The organism is Vibrio sp. QJM3NY_21, from assembly GCF_057785975.1.
Genome location: NZ_CM173513.1, coordinates 3,289,276 through 3,306,245, shown reverse-complemented (window position 1 = coordinate 3,306,245; position 16,970 = coordinate 3,289,276). Strand labels below are relative to the sequence as shown.

The 16,970-nt window shown below is 45.6% G+C and carries 16 protein-coding genes; 4 read left to right on the top strand and 12 right to left on the bottom strand.

Annotated elements, in window-relative coordinates; all coding sequences use genetic code 11:
• The first annotated feature begins 28 nt into the window (after positions 1-28).
• Positions 29-616: a YjaG family protein gene (locus AC3CID_RS14795; protein WP_054548251.1), complete on the top strand. Its 588-nt coding sequence runs from the start codon at positions 29-31 to the stop codon at positions 614-616.
• Between the two features lie 80 nt (positions 617-696).
• Here the strand turns inward: AC3CID_RS14795 and AC3CID_RS14790 are convergent, their stop codons facing one another.
• Positions 697-1,848, bottom strand: coding sequence for a CNNM domain-containing protein (locus AC3CID_RS14790; RefSeq protein WP_017077566.1), 1,152 nt, complete (start codon positions 1,846-1,848; stop codon positions 697-699).
• Positions 1,849-2,118: 270 nt separating this feature from the next.
• On the opposite strand from AC3CID_RS14790, the gene hupA reads away from it, so the two are divergent.
• Together hupA and AC3CID_RS14780 are read left to right on the top strand one after the other, a co-directional pair.
• Complete coding sequence (gene hupA, locus AC3CID_RS14785) at positions 2,119-2,391, top strand: nucleoid-associated protein HU-alpha (RefSeq protein WP_004729753.1); 273 nt, start codon at positions 2,119-2,121, stop codon at positions 2,389-2,391.
• A 47-nt stretch (positions 2,392-2,438) separates the two neighbouring features.
• Positions 2,439-3,137, top strand: coding sequence for a DUF1481 domain-containing protein (locus AC3CID_RS14780; protein WP_054548250.1), 699 nt, complete (start codon positions 2,439-2,441; stop codon positions 3,135-3,137).
• Between the two features lie 170 nt (positions 3,138-3,307).
• On the opposite strand, the gene purD is transcribed toward AC3CID_RS14780, so the two are convergent.
• Positions 3,308-4,597: a phosphoribosylamine--glycine ligase gene (gene purD, locus AC3CID_RS14775; RefSeq protein ID WP_488526711.1), complete on the bottom strand. Its 1,290-nt coding sequence runs from the start codon at positions 4,595-4,597 to the stop codon at positions 3,308-3,310.
• 85 nt (positions 4,598-4,682) lie between these two features.
• Positions 4,683-6,275 carry a bifunctional phosphoribosylaminoimidazolecarboxamide formyltransferase/IMP cyclohydrolase gene (purH, locus tag AC3CID_RS14770; protein WP_488526710.1) on the bottom strand — a complete coding sequence of 531 codons (1,593 nt, stop codon included), beginning with the start codon at positions 6,273-6,275 and terminating at the stop codon, positions 4,683-4,685.
• Between the two features lie 325 nt (positions 6,276-6,600).
• On the opposite strand from purH, the gene zntR reads away from it, so the two are divergent.
• The gene (gene zntR, locus AC3CID_RS14765; RefSeq protein WP_029222059.1) at positions 6,601-7,041 is read left to right on the top strand and encodes a Zn(2+)-responsive transcriptional regulator; all 441 of its coding nucleotides are present in this window, start codon (positions 6,601-6,603) and stop codon (positions 7,039-7,041) included.
• A 91-nt stretch (positions 7,042-7,132) separates the two neighbouring features.
• Here zntR and fis read toward each other — a convergent pair whose 3' ends face one another.
• From fis to AC3CID_RS14720, 9 genes are all read right to left on the bottom strand, one after another.
• Positions 7,133-7,429 carry a DNA-binding transcriptional regulator Fis gene (fis, locus tag AC3CID_RS14760; protein WP_004729744.1) on the bottom strand — a complete coding sequence of 99 codons (297 nt, stop codon included), beginning with the start codon at positions 7,427-7,429 and terminating at the stop codon, positions 7,133-7,135.
• A 23-nt stretch (positions 7,430-7,452) separates the two neighbouring features.
• Entirely contained in the window at positions 7,453-8,421 is a 969-nt protein-coding gene (dusB, locus tag AC3CID_RS14755) for a tRNA dihydrouridine synthase DusB (protein WP_004729742.1), read from the bottom strand.
• Positions 8,422-8,561: 140 nt separating this feature from the next.
• Positions 8,562-9,449: a 50S ribosomal protein L11 methyltransferase gene (prmA, locus tag AC3CID_RS14750; RefSeq protein ID WP_488526709.1), complete on the bottom strand. Its 888-nt coding sequence runs from the start codon at positions 9,447-9,449 to the stop codon at positions 8,562-8,564.
• A 188-nt stretch (positions 9,450-9,637) separates the two neighbouring features.
• Positions 9,638-10,981, bottom strand: coding sequence for an acetyl-CoA carboxylase biotin carboxylase subunit (gene accC, locus AC3CID_RS14745; protein ID WP_065207430.1), 1,344 nt, complete (start codon positions 10,979-10,981; stop codon positions 9,638-9,640).
• Between the two features lie 15 nt (positions 10,982-10,996).
• Positions 10,997-11,446: an acetyl-CoA carboxylase biotin carboxyl carrier protein gene (gene accB, locus AC3CID_RS14740; RefSeq protein ID WP_017083823.1), complete on the bottom strand. Its 450-nt coding sequence runs from the start codon at positions 11,444-11,446 to the stop codon at positions 10,997-10,999.
• Between the two features lie 74 nt (positions 11,447-11,520).
• A complete protein-coding gene (gene aroQ / locus AC3CID_RS14735) occupies positions 11,521-11,970 on the bottom strand; it encodes a type II 3-dehydroquinate dehydratase (protein ID WP_004729735.1) in 450 nt (149 codons plus the stop codon).
• A gap of 323 nt (positions 11,971-12,293) precedes the next feature.
• Complete coding sequence (gene acs / locus AC3CID_RS14730; protein ID WP_004729734.1) at positions 12,294-14,243, bottom strand: acetate--CoA ligase; 1,950 nt, start codon at positions 14,241-14,243, stop codon at positions 12,294-12,296.
• Positions 14,244-14,461: 218 nt separating this feature from the next.
• A complete protein-coding gene (locus AC3CID_RS14725) occupies positions 14,462-15,094 on the bottom strand; it encodes a 3'-5' exonuclease (RefSeq protein ID WP_004729733.1) in 633 nt (210 codons plus the stop codon).
• A gap of 11 nt (positions 15,095-15,105) precedes the next feature.
• The gene (locus tag AC3CID_RS14720; RefSeq protein ID WP_488527298.1) at positions 15,106-16,938 is read right to left on the bottom strand and encodes a DUF294 nucleotidyltransferase-like domain-containing protein; all 1,833 of its coding nucleotides are present in this window, start codon (positions 16,936-16,938) and stop codon (positions 15,106-15,108) included.
• Positions 16,939-16,970 lie beyond the last annotated feature (32 nt).

Genomic DNA, 16,970 nt, shown 5'->3' with positions numbered 1-16,970 from the left:
TGTCTTTTTCTGCAATTATTGAGTGACTATGCTTCAGAATCCACTGCAGGTTCGTCTAGAAAAGTTAGAACCTTGGCAACAAATTACCTTTATGGCGTGTCTATGTGAGCGTATGTACCCTAACTATGCCATGTTTTGTGAGAATACAGAATTTGCGGAAGCTCGAATCTATCGTGATGTTTTGGATAGCATTTGGGAAATCCTAACCGTTAAAACGGCAAAGGTGAATTTTGAGCGTCAACTTGAGAAAGTCGAAGAGCTATTCCCAAGTGGAGATGATTTTGATTTTTACGGTGTTTACCCTGCGATGGACGCGTGCCAAGGCTTGGCAACGTTAATTCATGGCTTACTTGATCGTGAACATCTGCTTGAAACTGTAATTAAAGTGAGTCAACAATCGGTGAAGACGGTTGCTGAGCTTGAGTTTGCTCAAGGCGCTGAAGAAGTGACAAACGAAAATCAGAAAGAAAACGAAGCGGTGTGTGAAGAGTGGGACGTTCAGTGGGCCATCTTCCGACCTCTACGTGAAACGACTGAGCGTGACCTAGATCTGATCAAAGATCTACGCCACGAACTGCGTGAAGACCCAGTAAGTAACATTGGTGTAGCGTTATAATTCGCTATCGCACCAAAGTACGAATAAAAACAAAGGCTCCCTAGGGAGCCTTTGTTGTATCTGACGGTATCAAATTGAGATTAAGCGTCTTTTTTGTCTTCTTTTTGAACCTTGTCTTCATCCGCTGACTTTGAGTCTGAGGTGTCGTTGTCTGTTAGAGTTTTTTCCTCTAGCTCGTCCTCTTCATCGCGGTTTTCGATAACACCGTGTGTTTCTTTCCATTGTTCCCAACGTTGAAATGCCAGTTCTTGCATGTCAGTTGTCTTATCTGCCTCGTCGACGATCTCTTCGCCCACTAGGTGCTCAAAGATATCTTCTAGGGTGATGATGCCCTGAATCGTACCGTACTCGTCAACCACTAAGGAAAGCTGCAGGCGGTTTGCCATCATTTGGTCAAAGGCTTTAGCCAAGCCCATATTGTTCAGCAACACGTGGATAGGGCGCATTACTTCACCCAGAGCTTTCTCGCCACAACCCGCTTGTTGCAATCTAAACAGCTCCAGACGGTGTACAAAACCAATGATGTTGTCAGTTTGCTCGCTGTAAACTAATGGGCGCGAGAATGGTGTGTCTTTGTGCTGCTCTAGGAACGTATTCACGCTCATTTCGGCATCGACGCGGAATACAACAGGGCGCGGTGTCATCACTTGCGTCACGGGCACATCTTGAATGCCTAATAGATTGCTCAGAATTTTTGATTCGCCTTCAGCAAACTCACCACTTTCTTTTGCCAAAATAGCCATTGCAGACAGCTCATCACGCATTTTTGGTGCTTGGTGGCCACGAGCAAGACGTTTGGTGATCTGTTCTGAGAACCAGACAAACGGTGTTAGAAAGAAAACCATCCAGCGAAGTACGTTTGATGATGCAGGAGCAAGTTGGCGCCAGTAGGTTGCACCAATGGTTTTTGGAACAATCTCAGACAAAACCAAAATACCCAAAGTCAGTACGGCAGAGAATACACCTAACCATTGGCTACCAAAAACCACAGCCGCTTGTGCACCTGCCGTCGCAGCACCGATTGTGTGCGCGATGGTGTTGAGCGTTAAAATTGACGCGAGCGGGCGGTCAATGTCTGTTTTCAGTTTGTCTAAAGACTCTGCTGCAGGGTGCCCATTTTGTTTTAGTTGAGCAATATAGCTCGGACTAATACTCAAAAGTACAGCTTCTAAAACAGAACAAATGAAAGAAACTCCAATAGCAATGGAGACGTAAATAGTTAGCAGCAGCATGTTTGCCCTTAAATTAAATTGTACGCTTTAGCAGCGATTCAGCGTGGATTATAGAGATAAAGTAGTGGCTAGGTCATCATTAATTTGCCTCTCAGCCCCTTTTAAACAAGGGCTTGCTCAATAAAATCAGTAACAAATTGTGAGTTATTACTCATATTATGGCTAAAACTACGGCATTAGAGCTAAAGATCGACGACAAACCTTTGCCAGATGGGGCATTTATGTTTTAGAGTAAATTGAATTCAAAAATACAAAGAAGGGAAACCTAAAATGAACAAGACTCAATTAATCGACTTTATTGCTGAAAAAGCGGACCTTTCTAAAGCACAAGCTAAAGCTGCTCTAGAAGCGACTCTTGGCGGTGTTACAGATGCTCTTAAAGATGGCGATCAAGTTCAGCTAATTGGTTTTGGTACTTTTAAAGTAAACCACCGTGCAGCTCGCACTGGTCGTAACCCAAAAACTGGTGATGAGATCCAAATCGCTGCTGCAAATGTTCCAGCATTTGTTGCAGGTAAAGCGCTGAAAGATTCAGTGAAATAATCTAAACTGTACCGAGGTAGTCATATTCCACCTCGGTACAGGTTTTTATGAAAAAAGCATTTCTTCTCGTTTCACTATTATCTACATTCCTCATTGGCTGTTCATCAACCAGCCCCAGCAAAAACCTAGAGCAATTTGAAACTCACACCGGCGGCCAAGTCATGGGCGACGCGACAAGTTTCTACTGGGTCACCAACAAGCTAACACAACCTCATACTTCTGCTGACTATGTCACCATGGGCGATTACGGCTGGTACAAAACTGACTATGTTTGGTCGGAAGATGTGCTTCGTGAATTTGTACGTGAAGGTGAGCTACGCGATGATTCACTTGCGTTGGTTCCATATCGTGTACATGTGCGCTTTAATCAGTCTGGTGAGGCTGTGTATCAACAGTATCGTATTGGTAAAAAAGTATTACCGTTACAGTCAGTTCAACTCGACAGATATAAACAGGAAGCGACATCCGTTCTCGATGTTACCGAGAAGCAAAATGATGAAGGGTTAGAACTTTTGCAGGGCTATTGGAATGGCAAAACGTTTCAGACTTGTTCTGGTAAACAGTTTGATGACTTTGAGTTCAACCAAACATTGCCTAATTTTGTGATTAACCGTTTATCGTCTGTAGAGAGCTATGGTGCTTTTGTCGGTAAAGCGTCTTTGAGAAAATTGTCGGTTGCTGAGTTTTTGATATTGGCAGATGAAAATCATGAGTGTGTATCAAGGCCCTCATTGCTGAAAGAATAGAGATCGCTTGAACAGTATCAGAGTATTTACCCTACTATAGGCAAAGTGCTGATTAGTCAGTACAAGTACCACTAATCGATAAAAAAGGCGCCTGTTGAGGCGCCTTTTCTTTTATTCAATTGCAGTCATTCATTTGCTGATATTCGAATCTAGCCGAATGATGATGTTGATTACTGCTCTTGCTCGCGCGCAATCGCACGGTAACCAATGTCATTGCGGTGGAACATACCATTCCAGTTAACTTGCTTAGTTAACGCGTAAGCGCGCTCTTGAGCCTCAGAAACCGTATTGCCCAGTGCTGTTGCACAAAGTACACGACCGCCGTTTGTCACAACGTCGCCAGCTTCATTATTTGTCGTACCCGCGTGGAAAACCTTTTGGCCTTCAACTTCGCTTGTTGGTAGTGAAATAACGTCACCTTTTGCGTAGTCAGCAGGGTAACCACCAGCCGCAAGAACAACACCGATAGAAGCGCGTGGATCCCACTTCGATTCTGCTTCGTCGAGTTTCTCGTCGATAGCCATTAGGCAAAGCTCAACAAGGTCTGACTCCATACGCATCATGATAGGTTGCGTTTCTGGATCGCCGAAGCGGCAGTTGTATTCGATAACTTTAGGTGTGCCGTCAGCATCGATCATTAGGCCAGCGTAAAGGAAACCTGTGTAAGGTGCGCCTTCCGCGTCCATGCCACGTACCGTTGGGTAGATAACTTCTTCAAGGATACGGTTGTGGATTTCTGGAGTTACAACCGGCGCAGGAGAGTAAGCACCCATGCCGCCCGTGTTCGGCCCAGTGTCTTTGTCGCCAACACGTTTGTGATCTTGGCTGGTGGCCATAGGAAGTACGCTAGAACCGTCAACCATTACGATGAAGCTTGCTTCTTCGCCTTCAAGGAACTCTTCGATAACCACGCGGCTGCCAGCTTCGCCAAAGGCGTTGCCCGCTAGCATGTCTTTGATTGCGTCTTCTGCTTCTTCAAGTGTCATCGCAACGATAACGCCTTTACCCGCGGCAAGACCATCAGCTTTCACTACGATTGGAGCGCCTTGCTCGCGAACGTAAGCGATAGCTGGCTCAATCTCAGTGAAGTTTGAGTAGTAACCTGTTGGGATCTCATGACGAGCTAGGAAGTCTTTAGTGAATGCTTTAGAGCCTTCAAGCTGTGCTGCGGCTTGAGTAGGGCCAAAGATTGGCAAACCTACTTCGCGGAATGCATCAACCACACCGATAACCAATGGTGCTTCAGGACCCACGATAGTCAGTTCGATTTTCTTCTCTTGAGCAAACGCGACTAAACCTGCGATGTCTTCAACGCCAATCTTTACGTTTTCAAGTTTAGGCTCTAGCGCAGTACCTGCGTTGCCTGGAGCAATGAATACTGTTTCAACATTTGGGTTTTGTGCTGCTTTCCAACCCAAAGCATGTTCTCTACCGCCAGCACCGATGATTAATACGTTCATGTTTCAATCCTTAAGTCTTTAATTCTTAAAAGCCCCTCAAAATTGAGAGGCTCGATAGCTACTAATTGTTTAGGTGAACTAAATATTAGTGGCGGAAGTGACGCATGCCCGTAAAGATCATCGCCATGCCGTGTTCGTCTGCTGCTGCGATAACTTCGTCATCACGCATAGAGCCGCCCGGTTGGATAACACACTTGATACCCGCTTCAGCTGCCGCGTCGATACCGTCACGGAATGGGAAGAATGCATCTGATGCCATTGCACATCCTTCAACAACCAAACCTTCGTCAGCAGCTTTGATGCCTGCGATTTTCGCAGAGTAAACGCGGCTCATTTGGCCAGCGCCGACACCAATCGTCATGTCGCCTTTCGAATAAACGATAGCGTTAGACTTAACGTACTTCGCTACTTTCCAGCAGAATAGAGCATCTTTTAGCTCTTCAGCCGTTGGTTGACGCTTAGAAACGACTTTCAGGTCGTCTTCAGAAACCATGCCTTGGTCGCAGTCTTGAACTAGCAAACCACCGTTAACACGCTTCACGTCAAAGCCAGTCGTCTTCGTTGTCCACTCACCACACTCAAGTAGGCGAAGGTTTTTCTTAGCCGCTACGATTTCTACTGCTTCAGCAGAAACAGATGGTGCAATGATAACTTCAACGAATTGACGCTCAGTGATAGCCGTCGCTGTTGCCGCGTCTAGTTCACGGTTGAATGCGATGATGCCGCCAAATGCAGACGTTGGGTCTGTTTTGAATGCGCGGTCGTAAGCTTCTAGGATATCTGTACCTAATGCTACACCACATGGGTTAGCGTGCTTAACGATCACACATGCTGGCTCGTTGAACTCTTTCACACACTCAAGCGCTGCGTCAGTGTCAGCGATGTTGTTGTAAGAAAGGGCTTTACCTTGAATTTGGCGAGCAGTCGATACTGATGCTTCTTCAGGGTTCGCTTCAACGTAGAATGCTGCTGCTTGGTGGCTGTTCTCACCGTAGCGCATGTCTTGCTTCTTCTCGAACTGTTGGTTGAACGTGCGAGGGAACTTACTCTCTTCATCGCCTTCCTTGTTCGCGCCGTAGCTAGGAACCATAGTGCCGAAGTAGTTAGCGATCATGCCGTCGTAAGAAGCCGTGTGCTCAAATGCCGCGATAGCGAGGTCGAAGCGAGTCTCTAGGGTTAGAGATTGCTCGTTAGCGTCCATTTCAGTGACAACGCGCTCGTAGTCGTGTGCGTTTACAACGATCGTTACGTCTTTGTGGTTTTTCGCTGCAGAGCGAACCATTGTAGGGCCACCGATGTCGATGTTCTCAACAGCGTCAGCAAGGGTACAATCTTCTTTAGCAACGGTTTCTGCGAATGGGTATAGGTTTACAACAACCATATCGATAGGGTTGATACCGTGAGTTTCCATCACGTCATCATCTTGGCCACGACGGCCTAGAACACCACCATGAACTTTAGGGTGCAGAGTCTTAACACGGCCATCCATCATTTCTGGGAAACCAGTGTAGTCAGATACTTCTGTAACAGAGATGCCTTTTTCAGCAAGCAGGCGAGCAGTGCCACCGGTAGATAGGATATCTACACCACGGTTAGCAAGAGCTTGTGCAAATTCAACGATACCAGTTTTGTCTGATACGCTGATGAGAGCGCGGCGAATTGGACGAGCGTTATTCATGCTTCCATCTTCCTCAAATTCATGGGGTTAAAATAAAGATATTTGCCAAAAAAGAACTTGTTTCTATCTTCTTAGCGTGGATTATCTTAGATACCAGTAAGAGATAAAATATTGGCCAGTTTTGGTAAAGACCTTTTGGGTTAGTCTTATGATTAAGCTATAAGATAACCAACTCCAAATTTGATGGCGCAGATTCTAACTAATTTATTACAAAAAAGCTCGCGCAATCGTTTGGCATCTCAAAATTAATTATGAAAAGTGCCATTTCAGCCTGAAAAGTAACGATAAGGTTAATTGTGGAATGGACGGAACAGTAGGAAAAAACATGTTTCAGATCGGTGAATTAGCGAAACGATGCGGTGTGACAGCCGATACCTTACGATTTTATGAGAAGAATAACCTGATCGCGCCAGCCAGTCGCAGTGAGTCGGGTTATCGTCTATATGATGAAAATAACCAGAAACAGGTGACGTTTATTCTCAAATCTAAAGCGTTGGGACTGAGTCTGGACGAGATTAAAGAATTGCTTGAGATTCGTCTCGAAGCCACACAGCACAGTTGCGCCGAAGTGAAATCAATTACCTCAGCAAAACTAGAGATGATCGATGAGAAGATTACCGAGTTAACCAAGATTCGCACTGCACTTAAAAAGATCAATGATGCGTGTTGTGGCCACGTAGACGACGATGCAAGCCATTGTTCTATTCTGGCAGCCTTGGATTCAGCAAACGTTGATAAAGAGCGCTGCTGTCGCACTGGAGAGTAATCAGCCACCTATTACGGTTCGACAAGCCAAAAAAAAAGCCAAACTCAAAAAATGAGCTTGGCTTTCCATTCAATAAATTACGAAAGAACGATTAGTTCATGCCGTATTTTTTAAGTTTCTTGCGAAGAGTACCGCGGTTAATACCCATCATGGTTGCTGCGCGAGTTTGGTTACCGCGAGTGTACTGCATGATAGTGTCTAGTAGTGGCTGTTCAACTTCAGCTAATACTAATTCGTATAACTCGCTGACTTCTTGACCGTTTAATTGAGCAAGGTAATTTTTCAATGATGCTTTAACTGAGTCACGTAGTGGTTTCTGCGTGATTTGGTCTTGTGATGTAACTGTAGTTACTGTCAATGCTTCTGAAGTCAGATTTTGTTCGAACATATTCGGTCTAGCTCTTCTCGTAATTATGGTGCAACGTTATCAAAAAAACCTTCTAGCGCTTCAAGCTGCAGATCACCTGCTTCGAATGCGTTGAAGGTACGGCGAAACTCACTCGCTTGTTCATGTTCTTTTAGGTACCAACCCACATGCTTACGAGCAATTCGGGGGCCTAAAAACTCGCCATAAAACTCATGTAGAGCGTTCACATGACCAAGCATGATGTCTTTCACTTCCGAAATCGGGAGCGGGTCCATCGTGGTGCCGTTTTCCAAATAGTGTAGGATTTCGTTAAAAATCCAAGGACGTCCTTGGGCAGGTCGACCTATCATTAAAGCATCAGCACCGGTGTACTCCAGCACAAACTTCGCTTTTTCCGGGCTATCGATATCACCGTTAGCGATAACCGGAATAGATACTGCTTGTTTCGCTGCTTTAATGTGTTTGTATTCTGCCTCACCTTTGTACATACAAGCGCGAGTTCTCCCATGAAGGGCAAGAGCTTGTATGCCGCAGTCTTCGGCTATTTTCGCGATTTGAACACAGTTTCTGTTGTCTGTGTCCCAGCCTGTGCGCGTTTTCAACGTTACTGGAACGTCGACAGCATTTACCACCGCTTTCAGAATATCTTCAATGAGTTCTGGATGCTGCAGTAGGGCTGAGCCCGCAAGCTTCTTATTCACTTTTTTGGCTGGACACCCCATGTTGATATCGATGATTTGCGCACCGTTATCGACATTAAATTGAGCAGCCTCGGCCATAAGCTGTGGATCTGCACCAGCGATTTGTACTGAACGAATGCCCGATTCGCCTTCATGTACCATACGCTGCTGAGACTTTGACGTTTTCCAAACTTTAGGATTGGAGGACATCATTTCACTGACTGCCATCCCCGCACCGTAACGAAGACACAACTCACGGAATGGTCTATCCGTTACGCCAGCCATAGGAGCGACGATTAGATTGTTCTTAAGTTGATAATTTCCGATTTTCAAAAATGTCATCACAGTTCTGTACCAGCAAGGGCGCGCATTTTACGCATTTTTTCGCTGCGTGAAAAGACTAATATTTGAGCATTTACAATTTGTTTTTGTAATTTGTTTAAATTTCAGTCAATTAGCGCTTAAAGTCTTACCTAGCCTTGCTTCTGACCTGAGATTCGACACCATTCTTGTTGTTCAATGATCGGATCAATGTGAAGCTCATCACGATAATAAGTCGCAACATCTTCCGCTTGTGTATCTAAAACACCCGACATCGCAAGTACACCATTTGGCTTAATTAGGCCTTTAATGATGCCAGAAAGGTCGCGTAATGGACCTGCAAGGATGTTGGCAACAACAACGTCAGCAAGCAAACCTTCCGGTTGATCTTGTGGTAAGAACACCTCTAGTTGCTCTGCCACGCCATTGCGTTGTGCGTTGTCTTTTGATGCAAGCAGGGCTTGAGGATCAATGTCGATCCCGATAACTTTTGCCGCGCCAAGTTTGATCGCAGCGATCGCTAGGATGCCTGAACCACAACCGAAATCGATCACGGTTTTGCCTGCCAGGTCTAGGCCTTCAAGCCACTCAAGACACAATGCCGTTGTCGGGTGCGTACCTGTACCAAATGCAAGACCGGGATCCAGCATTACGTTTACAGCGTCAGGTTCAGGGATATCGCGCCAGCTAGGGCAGATCCATAAACGCTCACCAAACTTCATTGGGTGGAAGTTGTCCATCCATTCACGTTCCCAATCCTTGTCTTCAATTTGCTCTACTTTATGAGCAAAGTCTGCAGGGAACATGTTGCTTGCTTTAATCTGCGCTAGAACGACACCAGTATCAGTCTCAGCGTCGTAAAGCGCGAGAATGTCAGTATCACCCCAAAGGCGAGTTTCACCCGGCAGAGGCTCAAATACAGGAGTATCTTGTGCATCCAGGAAAGTTACGGAAAGAGCACCAGTCTCTTCCATTAACATGTCGCCGATTTGTTCGGCATTTTCATTGGTCGCATTAAGCTTGATTTGAATCCAAGGCATGGCTGCATCTTCTATATGAGAAAAATTGGATGGGGAGTCTAGCAGAAAATATGAGCAAATTCATCAAAACACCGCGGATTATAAGAGGGATTATTGATTGATTTTTGCGAGTGTTTAAAAACAAAAATGCCCACCGAAGTGAGCATTTATTAGTGTTCTATAGAGAACTCATTACGGAAGGCTAGCTTCTATTGTAGACCAAGCTTCTTCTCAAGATAGTGGATGTTTGCACCACCGTGTTGGAAGTTTTCGTCGTTCATAATAGCCAATTGAAGTTCAGTATTAACGTTAATACCTTCAACAATCATCTCACCCAATGCGTTCTTCATACGAGCGATAGCGACATCACGGTTCTCACCGTAAGTGATCAGCTTACCAATCATTGAATCGTAGTGTGGTGGTACTGTGTAGCCAGTATAGATGTGAGATTCCCAACGAACACCCATACCACCTGGAGCATGGAAGCGCGTGATCTTACCTGGAGATGGCAAGAAGCGAACTGGATCTTCCGCGTTGATACGACATTCGATTGAGTGGCCGCGCAGTTTAATATCATCCTGTGTGAATGATAGAGGCTGACCAGCAGCAATGCGAAGTTGCTCTTTCACTAGGTCGATACCCGTTACCATTTCAGTAATCGTGTGCTCAACCTGGATACGAGTGTTCATTTCGATGAAGTAGAACTCACCGTTCTCGTATAGGAATTCAAATGTACCTGCGCCGCGGTAACCAATCTCAAGACATGCACGAGTACAACGGTCACCGATGTACTTACGCATCTCTTCAGTGATACCTGGTGCTGGCGCTTCTTCCACAACTTTCTGGTGACGACGCTGCATTGAACAGTCACGCTCACCTAGGTGGATAGCATTGCCTTGGCCATCTGCAAGCACTTGTACTTCAATGTGACGTGGGTTTTCTAGGAATTTTTCCATGTAAACCATGTCGTTATTGAAACATGCTTTTGCTTCAGCACGAGTCATTGCGATAGCTTCTGTTAGTTCTTTTTCAGTACGAACAACACGCATACCACGACCGCCGCCGCCGCCAGATGCCTTGATGATTACAGGGAAGCCAATGCGCTTAGCGTGCGCTTTGTTTTTCACTTCATCATCATCAAGAGGGCCGTCAGAACCCGGTACACAAGGTACGCCAGCTTTCTTCATTGACGTGATAGCTGACACTTTGTCACCCATCATGCGAATGGTTTCTGCTTTAGGGCCAACGAAGATAAAACCACTGCGCTCTACCTGTTCTGCAAAATCTGCATTTTCAGATAGGAAGCCGTAGCCAGGGTGGATAGCGACTGCACCCGTTACTTCAGCAGCGCTGATGATACGAGGGATGTTTAGGTAGCTATCGATACCACGAGCTGGACCGATACAAATGGTTTCGTCTGCAAGCAGTACGTGCTTAAGATCGCGGTCAGCTGTTGAGTGAACAGCTACTGTTTTGATGCCAAGCTCTTTACATGCTCGCAGAATACGCAGTGCAATTTCACCACGGTTCGCGATTACTAATTTATCTAACATAATGAGTGCTCTCTATTATTCGATAATTACTAGAGCTTGGTCGAATTCTACTGGTTGACCGTCTTCAACTAGGATAGCCGTTACAACACCAGATTTATCAGCTTCGATTTGGTTCATCATTTTCATTGCTTCAACGATACATAGCGTTTCGCCAGCAGTTACAGATTGACCAACCTTAACGAATGGTTTTGCATCTGGGCTTGGAGCGCCGTAGAAAGTACCAACCATTGGAGAAAGAACTTGGTGACCAGCTGGAACTGCAGGAGCTGCTGCTTCTGCTGCTACAGGTGCCGCCGCAGGTGCTGCCGCTACAGGAGCTGGAGCCGCTGCATATTGAATAGGTGCTGCAGATACAGGGCTGTTACGACTGATTCGTACTGACTCTTCACCTTCAGAGATTTCTAGCTCAGAAATACCAGACTCTTCAACCAATTCGATTAGCTTTTTGATTTTGCGAATATCCATTGTTTCTTTCTCTTTATCTGTTGATTGAACTTACTCTTTGACTGAGTAGGTTAGTAATAGTTCGTTGTTTTTATTTACTTTGCGTTGAGCTTGTTGAGCGCAGCCGTCAAAGCAAATTGATAACCTTGGGCACCTAAGCCACAAATCACACCTTCTGCTTTATCAGATAGGTAAGAGTGGTGACGGAATGGTTCACGTGCGTGAACATTCGATAGGTGAACCTCAATAAATGGGATAGCAACACCAAGTAGTGCATCACGCAACGCCACACTGGTATGTGTAAAGGCCGCTGGGTTGATAATAATGAAATCAACATTTTGATAAGCACTATGGATAGCTTCAATCAGTTCATACTCACGATTTGACTGTAAGTGAGACAGCTCAACATCTTGTGTTTTCGCTTGCTCGGTCAATGAGCTAATAATCTGGTCAAGTGTTTGAGAACCGTAGTGTGCAGGCTCTCTAAGGCCTAACAGGTTAAGGTTTGGGCCATTTAAAACTAGAATGCGAAACTTTGTAGACATTGTGGGGCTATCTTCCTTTATCGTGTTTACGAATGTGAATGTTGCCATTTTATTGAAAATTTGGGGTTAATTTCCAGTAAGAAAAACCCAAATTTAAAAATTAGAACCAGATTATAGCTAATTCAGCGCAAATCGCAGCAATTTACTGGTCTAATCTCCTATAAGTACAGCATGGAATTGTTATCAACTTAACAAAAAACCACGATTGCTTTAATTTTATCGAAGATATTTGAGATCAAGATCGGCCATAAAAAAACCGCCACATAGGTGACGGTTTCGTTATGGTCTGTTTTAAACAGTGATTAGCTAATGTGACGGCTTGCTTATGCCAGTTCAGCTTTCTCTGCAATCAGTTTATCAACCACGCTTGGGTCGGCCAGTGTCGAGGTATCACCAAGATTTCCAGTATCGCCGGTGGCAATTTTACGCAGGATACGACGCATGATCTTACCCGAACGAGTTTTTGGTAGAGAGTCTGTCCAATGCAGGACATCTGGCGTTGCGATAGGACCAATCTCTTTACGTACCCAGTCTTTCACTTCTTTATGAAGCTCTGCAGTTGGGAACTCACCATCATTCAACGTGATGTAAGCGTAAATGGCTTGGCCTTTAATATCATGAGGAATACCGACAATGGCGGCCTCAGCAATCTTATCAAACGCCACTAGAGCGGATTCAATCTCAGCGGTACCCATACGGTGACCTGATACGTTAAGCACGTCATCCACACGGCCCGTAATCCAGTAATAACCGTCTTCATCACGACGAGCACCATCACTCGTAAAGTACATGCCTTTAAAGGTTGAGAAGTAAGTCTGTTCAAAACGGTCATGATCGCCATGTACGGTACGCATTTGGCCTGGCCAAGAGTCAAGAATCACAAGGTTGCCGTCTGTTGCACCCTCAATGATGTTACCCATGTTATCAACCAGCGCGGGCTGTACACCGAAGAATGGGCGAGTCGCTGACCCCGGTTTTAGGTCTGTTGCGCCCGGCAGTGGTGAGATTAAGATACCGCCCGTTTCTGTTTGCCACCATGTATCGACAATCGGAGACTGCTCATTACCAATTGTTTTGTAATACCACTCCCACGCTTCAGGGTTGATAGGTTCACCTACCGAACCCATGACTCTTAGGCTGTCACGAGAAGTACCTTCAACCGCTTCATTGCCTTTCGCCATCAAAGCACGAATCGCTGTTGGTGCAGTATAAAGAATATTAACTTGATGCTTATCGACCACTTCACTCATACGGCTGGTGTTCGGGTAATTAGGCACGCCTTCGAATAGGATTGTTTTTGCGCCATTGGCAAGCGGTCCGTAAACAAGGTAAGTGTGACCAGTAATCCAGCCCACATCCGCTGTACACCAGAAGGTTTCGCCTTCTTGGTAGTCGAATACGTATTTGAAGGTCATGGCTGCATAAACAAGGTAGCCACCTGTGGTGTGCATAACACCTTTCGGTTTACCTGTAGAGCCTGACGTATAAAGGATGAATAGTGGGTCTTCTGCGTTCATCTCTTCTGGTGGGCAATCTGCAGATACATTTGCGATAGCATCATGCCACCACACATCGCGGTGTTCGTGCCAAGCAACATCACCGCCGGTGCGTTTGAATACGACAACTTTCTCGATGTTTTTCACTTCAGGGTTCGTTAGTGCTTCATCCACATTCTTCTTCAGTGGAACTGCACGGCCGCCACGCACGCCTTCATCGGCAGTGATCACGACTTTAGAATTTGAATCGATAATACGACCAGACAGTGCTTCTGGTGAGAAACCACCAAATACGACTGTGTGAACCGCACCGATACGGGTACATGCCAGCATCGCAACTGCAGCTTCTGGAACCATTGGCATGTATAAACAAACCACATCACCTTTGCGTACGCCTTGCTCTTTTAGAGCATTTGAAAACAGGCACACTTCTTTGTGTAGTTCATTAAAAGTTAGTGTTTTGTCATCAGCCGGGTCATCGCCTTCCCAGATGATAGCGACTTCGTCACCGCGCTCAGCAAGGTGGCGGTCGATACAGTTAGCCGAAACGTTAAGCGTGCCATCTTCAAACCAGCGAATATCAATGTGGCCAGGGTCGAAAGAGGTGTTTTTTACCTGTGTGAAAGGCTTAATCCAATCAACGATTTTTCCGTGTTCACCCCAAAAGCCTTCAGGGTCAGAAACAGATTGCTGGTACATGGCTAGGTAAGTGTCATTATCCGCGTGTGTGGTTGATTTAATATTTTCTTTTACCGGATAAACGTGGGCTTCACTCATTGCATCTCTCCTTGTGCCTACATTCCTAATGAACTGGCAACTTCCTTTGTGTTCAGTTTCTAGGTCTATTACAGAACCGTCGTTGTGCTATCACTCTCGGCTAGGACGGCGATTTCCACAATTAGACTTTAGGATGAGACGCCGCTTTTCACTTAAAAAATAGCGAGTTAAGTTCATTTTTGAGAGATTGCTCTCTATGTGGAAAGGCAGTAGTTGAATTAGGTATACGAAGAGTTGAAGCGCGGTAGGTCGCCGTGCTTTAGGCGAACAAAAATCAGCGCAGCGGAGATAGCATCTTGTAATGCATCATGTTTATTGACCGGGATAGGTAAATCGAGCTGACGACAGATGGCATCGATACTGAGGTCAAAATAGGCATTCGGCAGCTGCCTTTCGAGTTTATCTTGGTAGAGCTGGCTCACTTCGACTAATCGGTTAGGCAGTGGAAATCCAAGCTGTTTTAAACAGGCACGGTCGAGAATCTTTTTATCATAGCGGATGTGATAGCCGACTAAAGGACGATTTCCGATGAAGTTCAGTAGCTCAATTAAAGCTTGTTTCTCTTCTATACCGTGCTTTAGATCTTGATGGCGAATGCGGTGGATTTTGATGGAATTGCAATCGAGTGACTGAGGTGCTCTGAGTCGAACTTCAAAAGGTTGGCTGGTAATGATTCGGTTACCGATGATCTTTGTCGCGGCAATAGTGACTAATTCCGCCTGATTAGGGTCGAGGCTAGTGGTTTCACAATCGAGCGATACATATTCATTATGTGTAGGCGTAGCAAACAGAGGCTGATAAGGAGAGCCTTTGAGCTTGTGATGCCAGTAATAACGAACCAATCTATTCATCGTTCAGCCGCCTAATCTCTTATTTGATAGTGGTAACCTAGCCATTGCTTGAATTTCTTCACCACATGTAAGCTATGACGAAGCAGATCTCTGTCTGCTCGCTCCATCAGTTTGACGTTGATCTTGTTGCTGCTGTGCTGCTGAGAAAGCCTTTGGGCTAAGCGCCACTTAAAGAATTGTTTGAGAGCTTCACTGAGATTGTCTGCGGTGCTTTGCTCTAATACCTTCTTGCTGACCAGTTGCTCAATGCGTTCGAAGGTGTTGTTGACCGTGACGCCATGCTCAAGACAAAGTGCTCTCACACCATGCACGATAGGGAAAATGCCACCTTGTTTGATATCGAGCCCTGATTTGGATTTTTTTACATTACCAAACAGGGTGAGGGGAACCGAGAAGTTCAGAGCAGGGCGGCAGAATTCAGTCAGAATCAATTCCTGTCCGAGCATCAAATCACTGAGGTGTTGTTTTACTGGTTTTAATAACTCTCTGTTACCCGCAACGGCGTGTGCATCCGCCATGATAGCAATATCCATCACGGTGTCTGGCGTGGCTTTTTTTACCCAACGGGTGAGCGTTTGTTTCCACTCTTGTTCTGAATGTACCCATTTCGGGTTGTTGACCATCACATTGCCCGGGCACAGTGGATAGCCCAATTGCTGCAGTGTGTGGGTGAGATCGTTCATGGCACTTTGGCATTGATGCCACTCCAAGCCATCTTGAATTATTAGCGCGTTGTCTTGATCGGTTTTGAGAATTTGTTCTCCACGGCCTTCGGAACCCAATACGATTAGGCAGCAATGATTATGCAGTGCTGGTGGGATCACCAACTCAAAAGCTTTTTCTATGATCTGTTCATTAACCGCAGAAATCAGCTCCATGATAAAGCGTGTGCGAATCCCGTTACTGAGCAAGCTCTCGACCAGCTGACGCTGTTTGTTAGAGGCCATTGACAACTCTTCAATGCTGGTGGCTCGCGCAATACGCAAAGTAAGAACGTGAGAGTGAGTGGAGAATGCACTGAGGATCTGTGTCATGTCCACCATGCCGACGGCATTTAGACCATCACAAACCATCAACCTTTTTACCCGATTCCTGGTCATGGTGATCATGGCGTTAAATAAGAAGTCGCCTTGATTTACGTGCATCACCGGAAACGTCGCGATCTTGCCGACGGGCGCATCCAGTGGGAAATTATCGAGCATCACAGCATGCAATAAATTGGTTCGAGTGACGATTCCATACGGTAAGGAACATGATGATCCAAAAGCTTTTGGGTCATCATGTTCCAAATGAACGAGAGCTGAGTCCAACCCTCGTTCTTTAAGGGTTTGAGTGACTTGGTTGATAGGTTGGTTCGGTTCAAGTATCAGTGGTGGGTGATAGATAGAGTCATCCACTTTGGTCAATATGAACTCGGCTAGATTCTGCTGTTGTTGGGCGGCTTCGATCAGTGCTTTACGTGTTGATAGGTTACTATCAAAGTAGGCGGCGAATTGGCCATTGGCGTGGTAAAGCTCGAGAAAAATATCAGTGGGTAGCAGATAACTTAATGTATCTTCGAGCGCGATATATTGGTGTTTGGTGTGAGGTTCAAATTGGCTGCGCACATCAAAAATATCGTCATTGGCATAGTGTGCGTAAATCTCGCCATCACTGCTCGCACGCTCTTCAACCGCTCCTTTGATCAAAATGTGCAGGTGTCGGCTCGGCCTATCGGCTTCCAGTATTACTTCTTGAGAGCGGTAATACACCACGTCTAATGAAGAGCGCAGCTTTAACTGTTCGGTGTCGGACAGGCTATCGAAGGGTGGGTGCTGCATATTAAATTTGTCAGGCATAAGCATCACAAGAAGAAATGGGAGTCTTTAATCAGTCT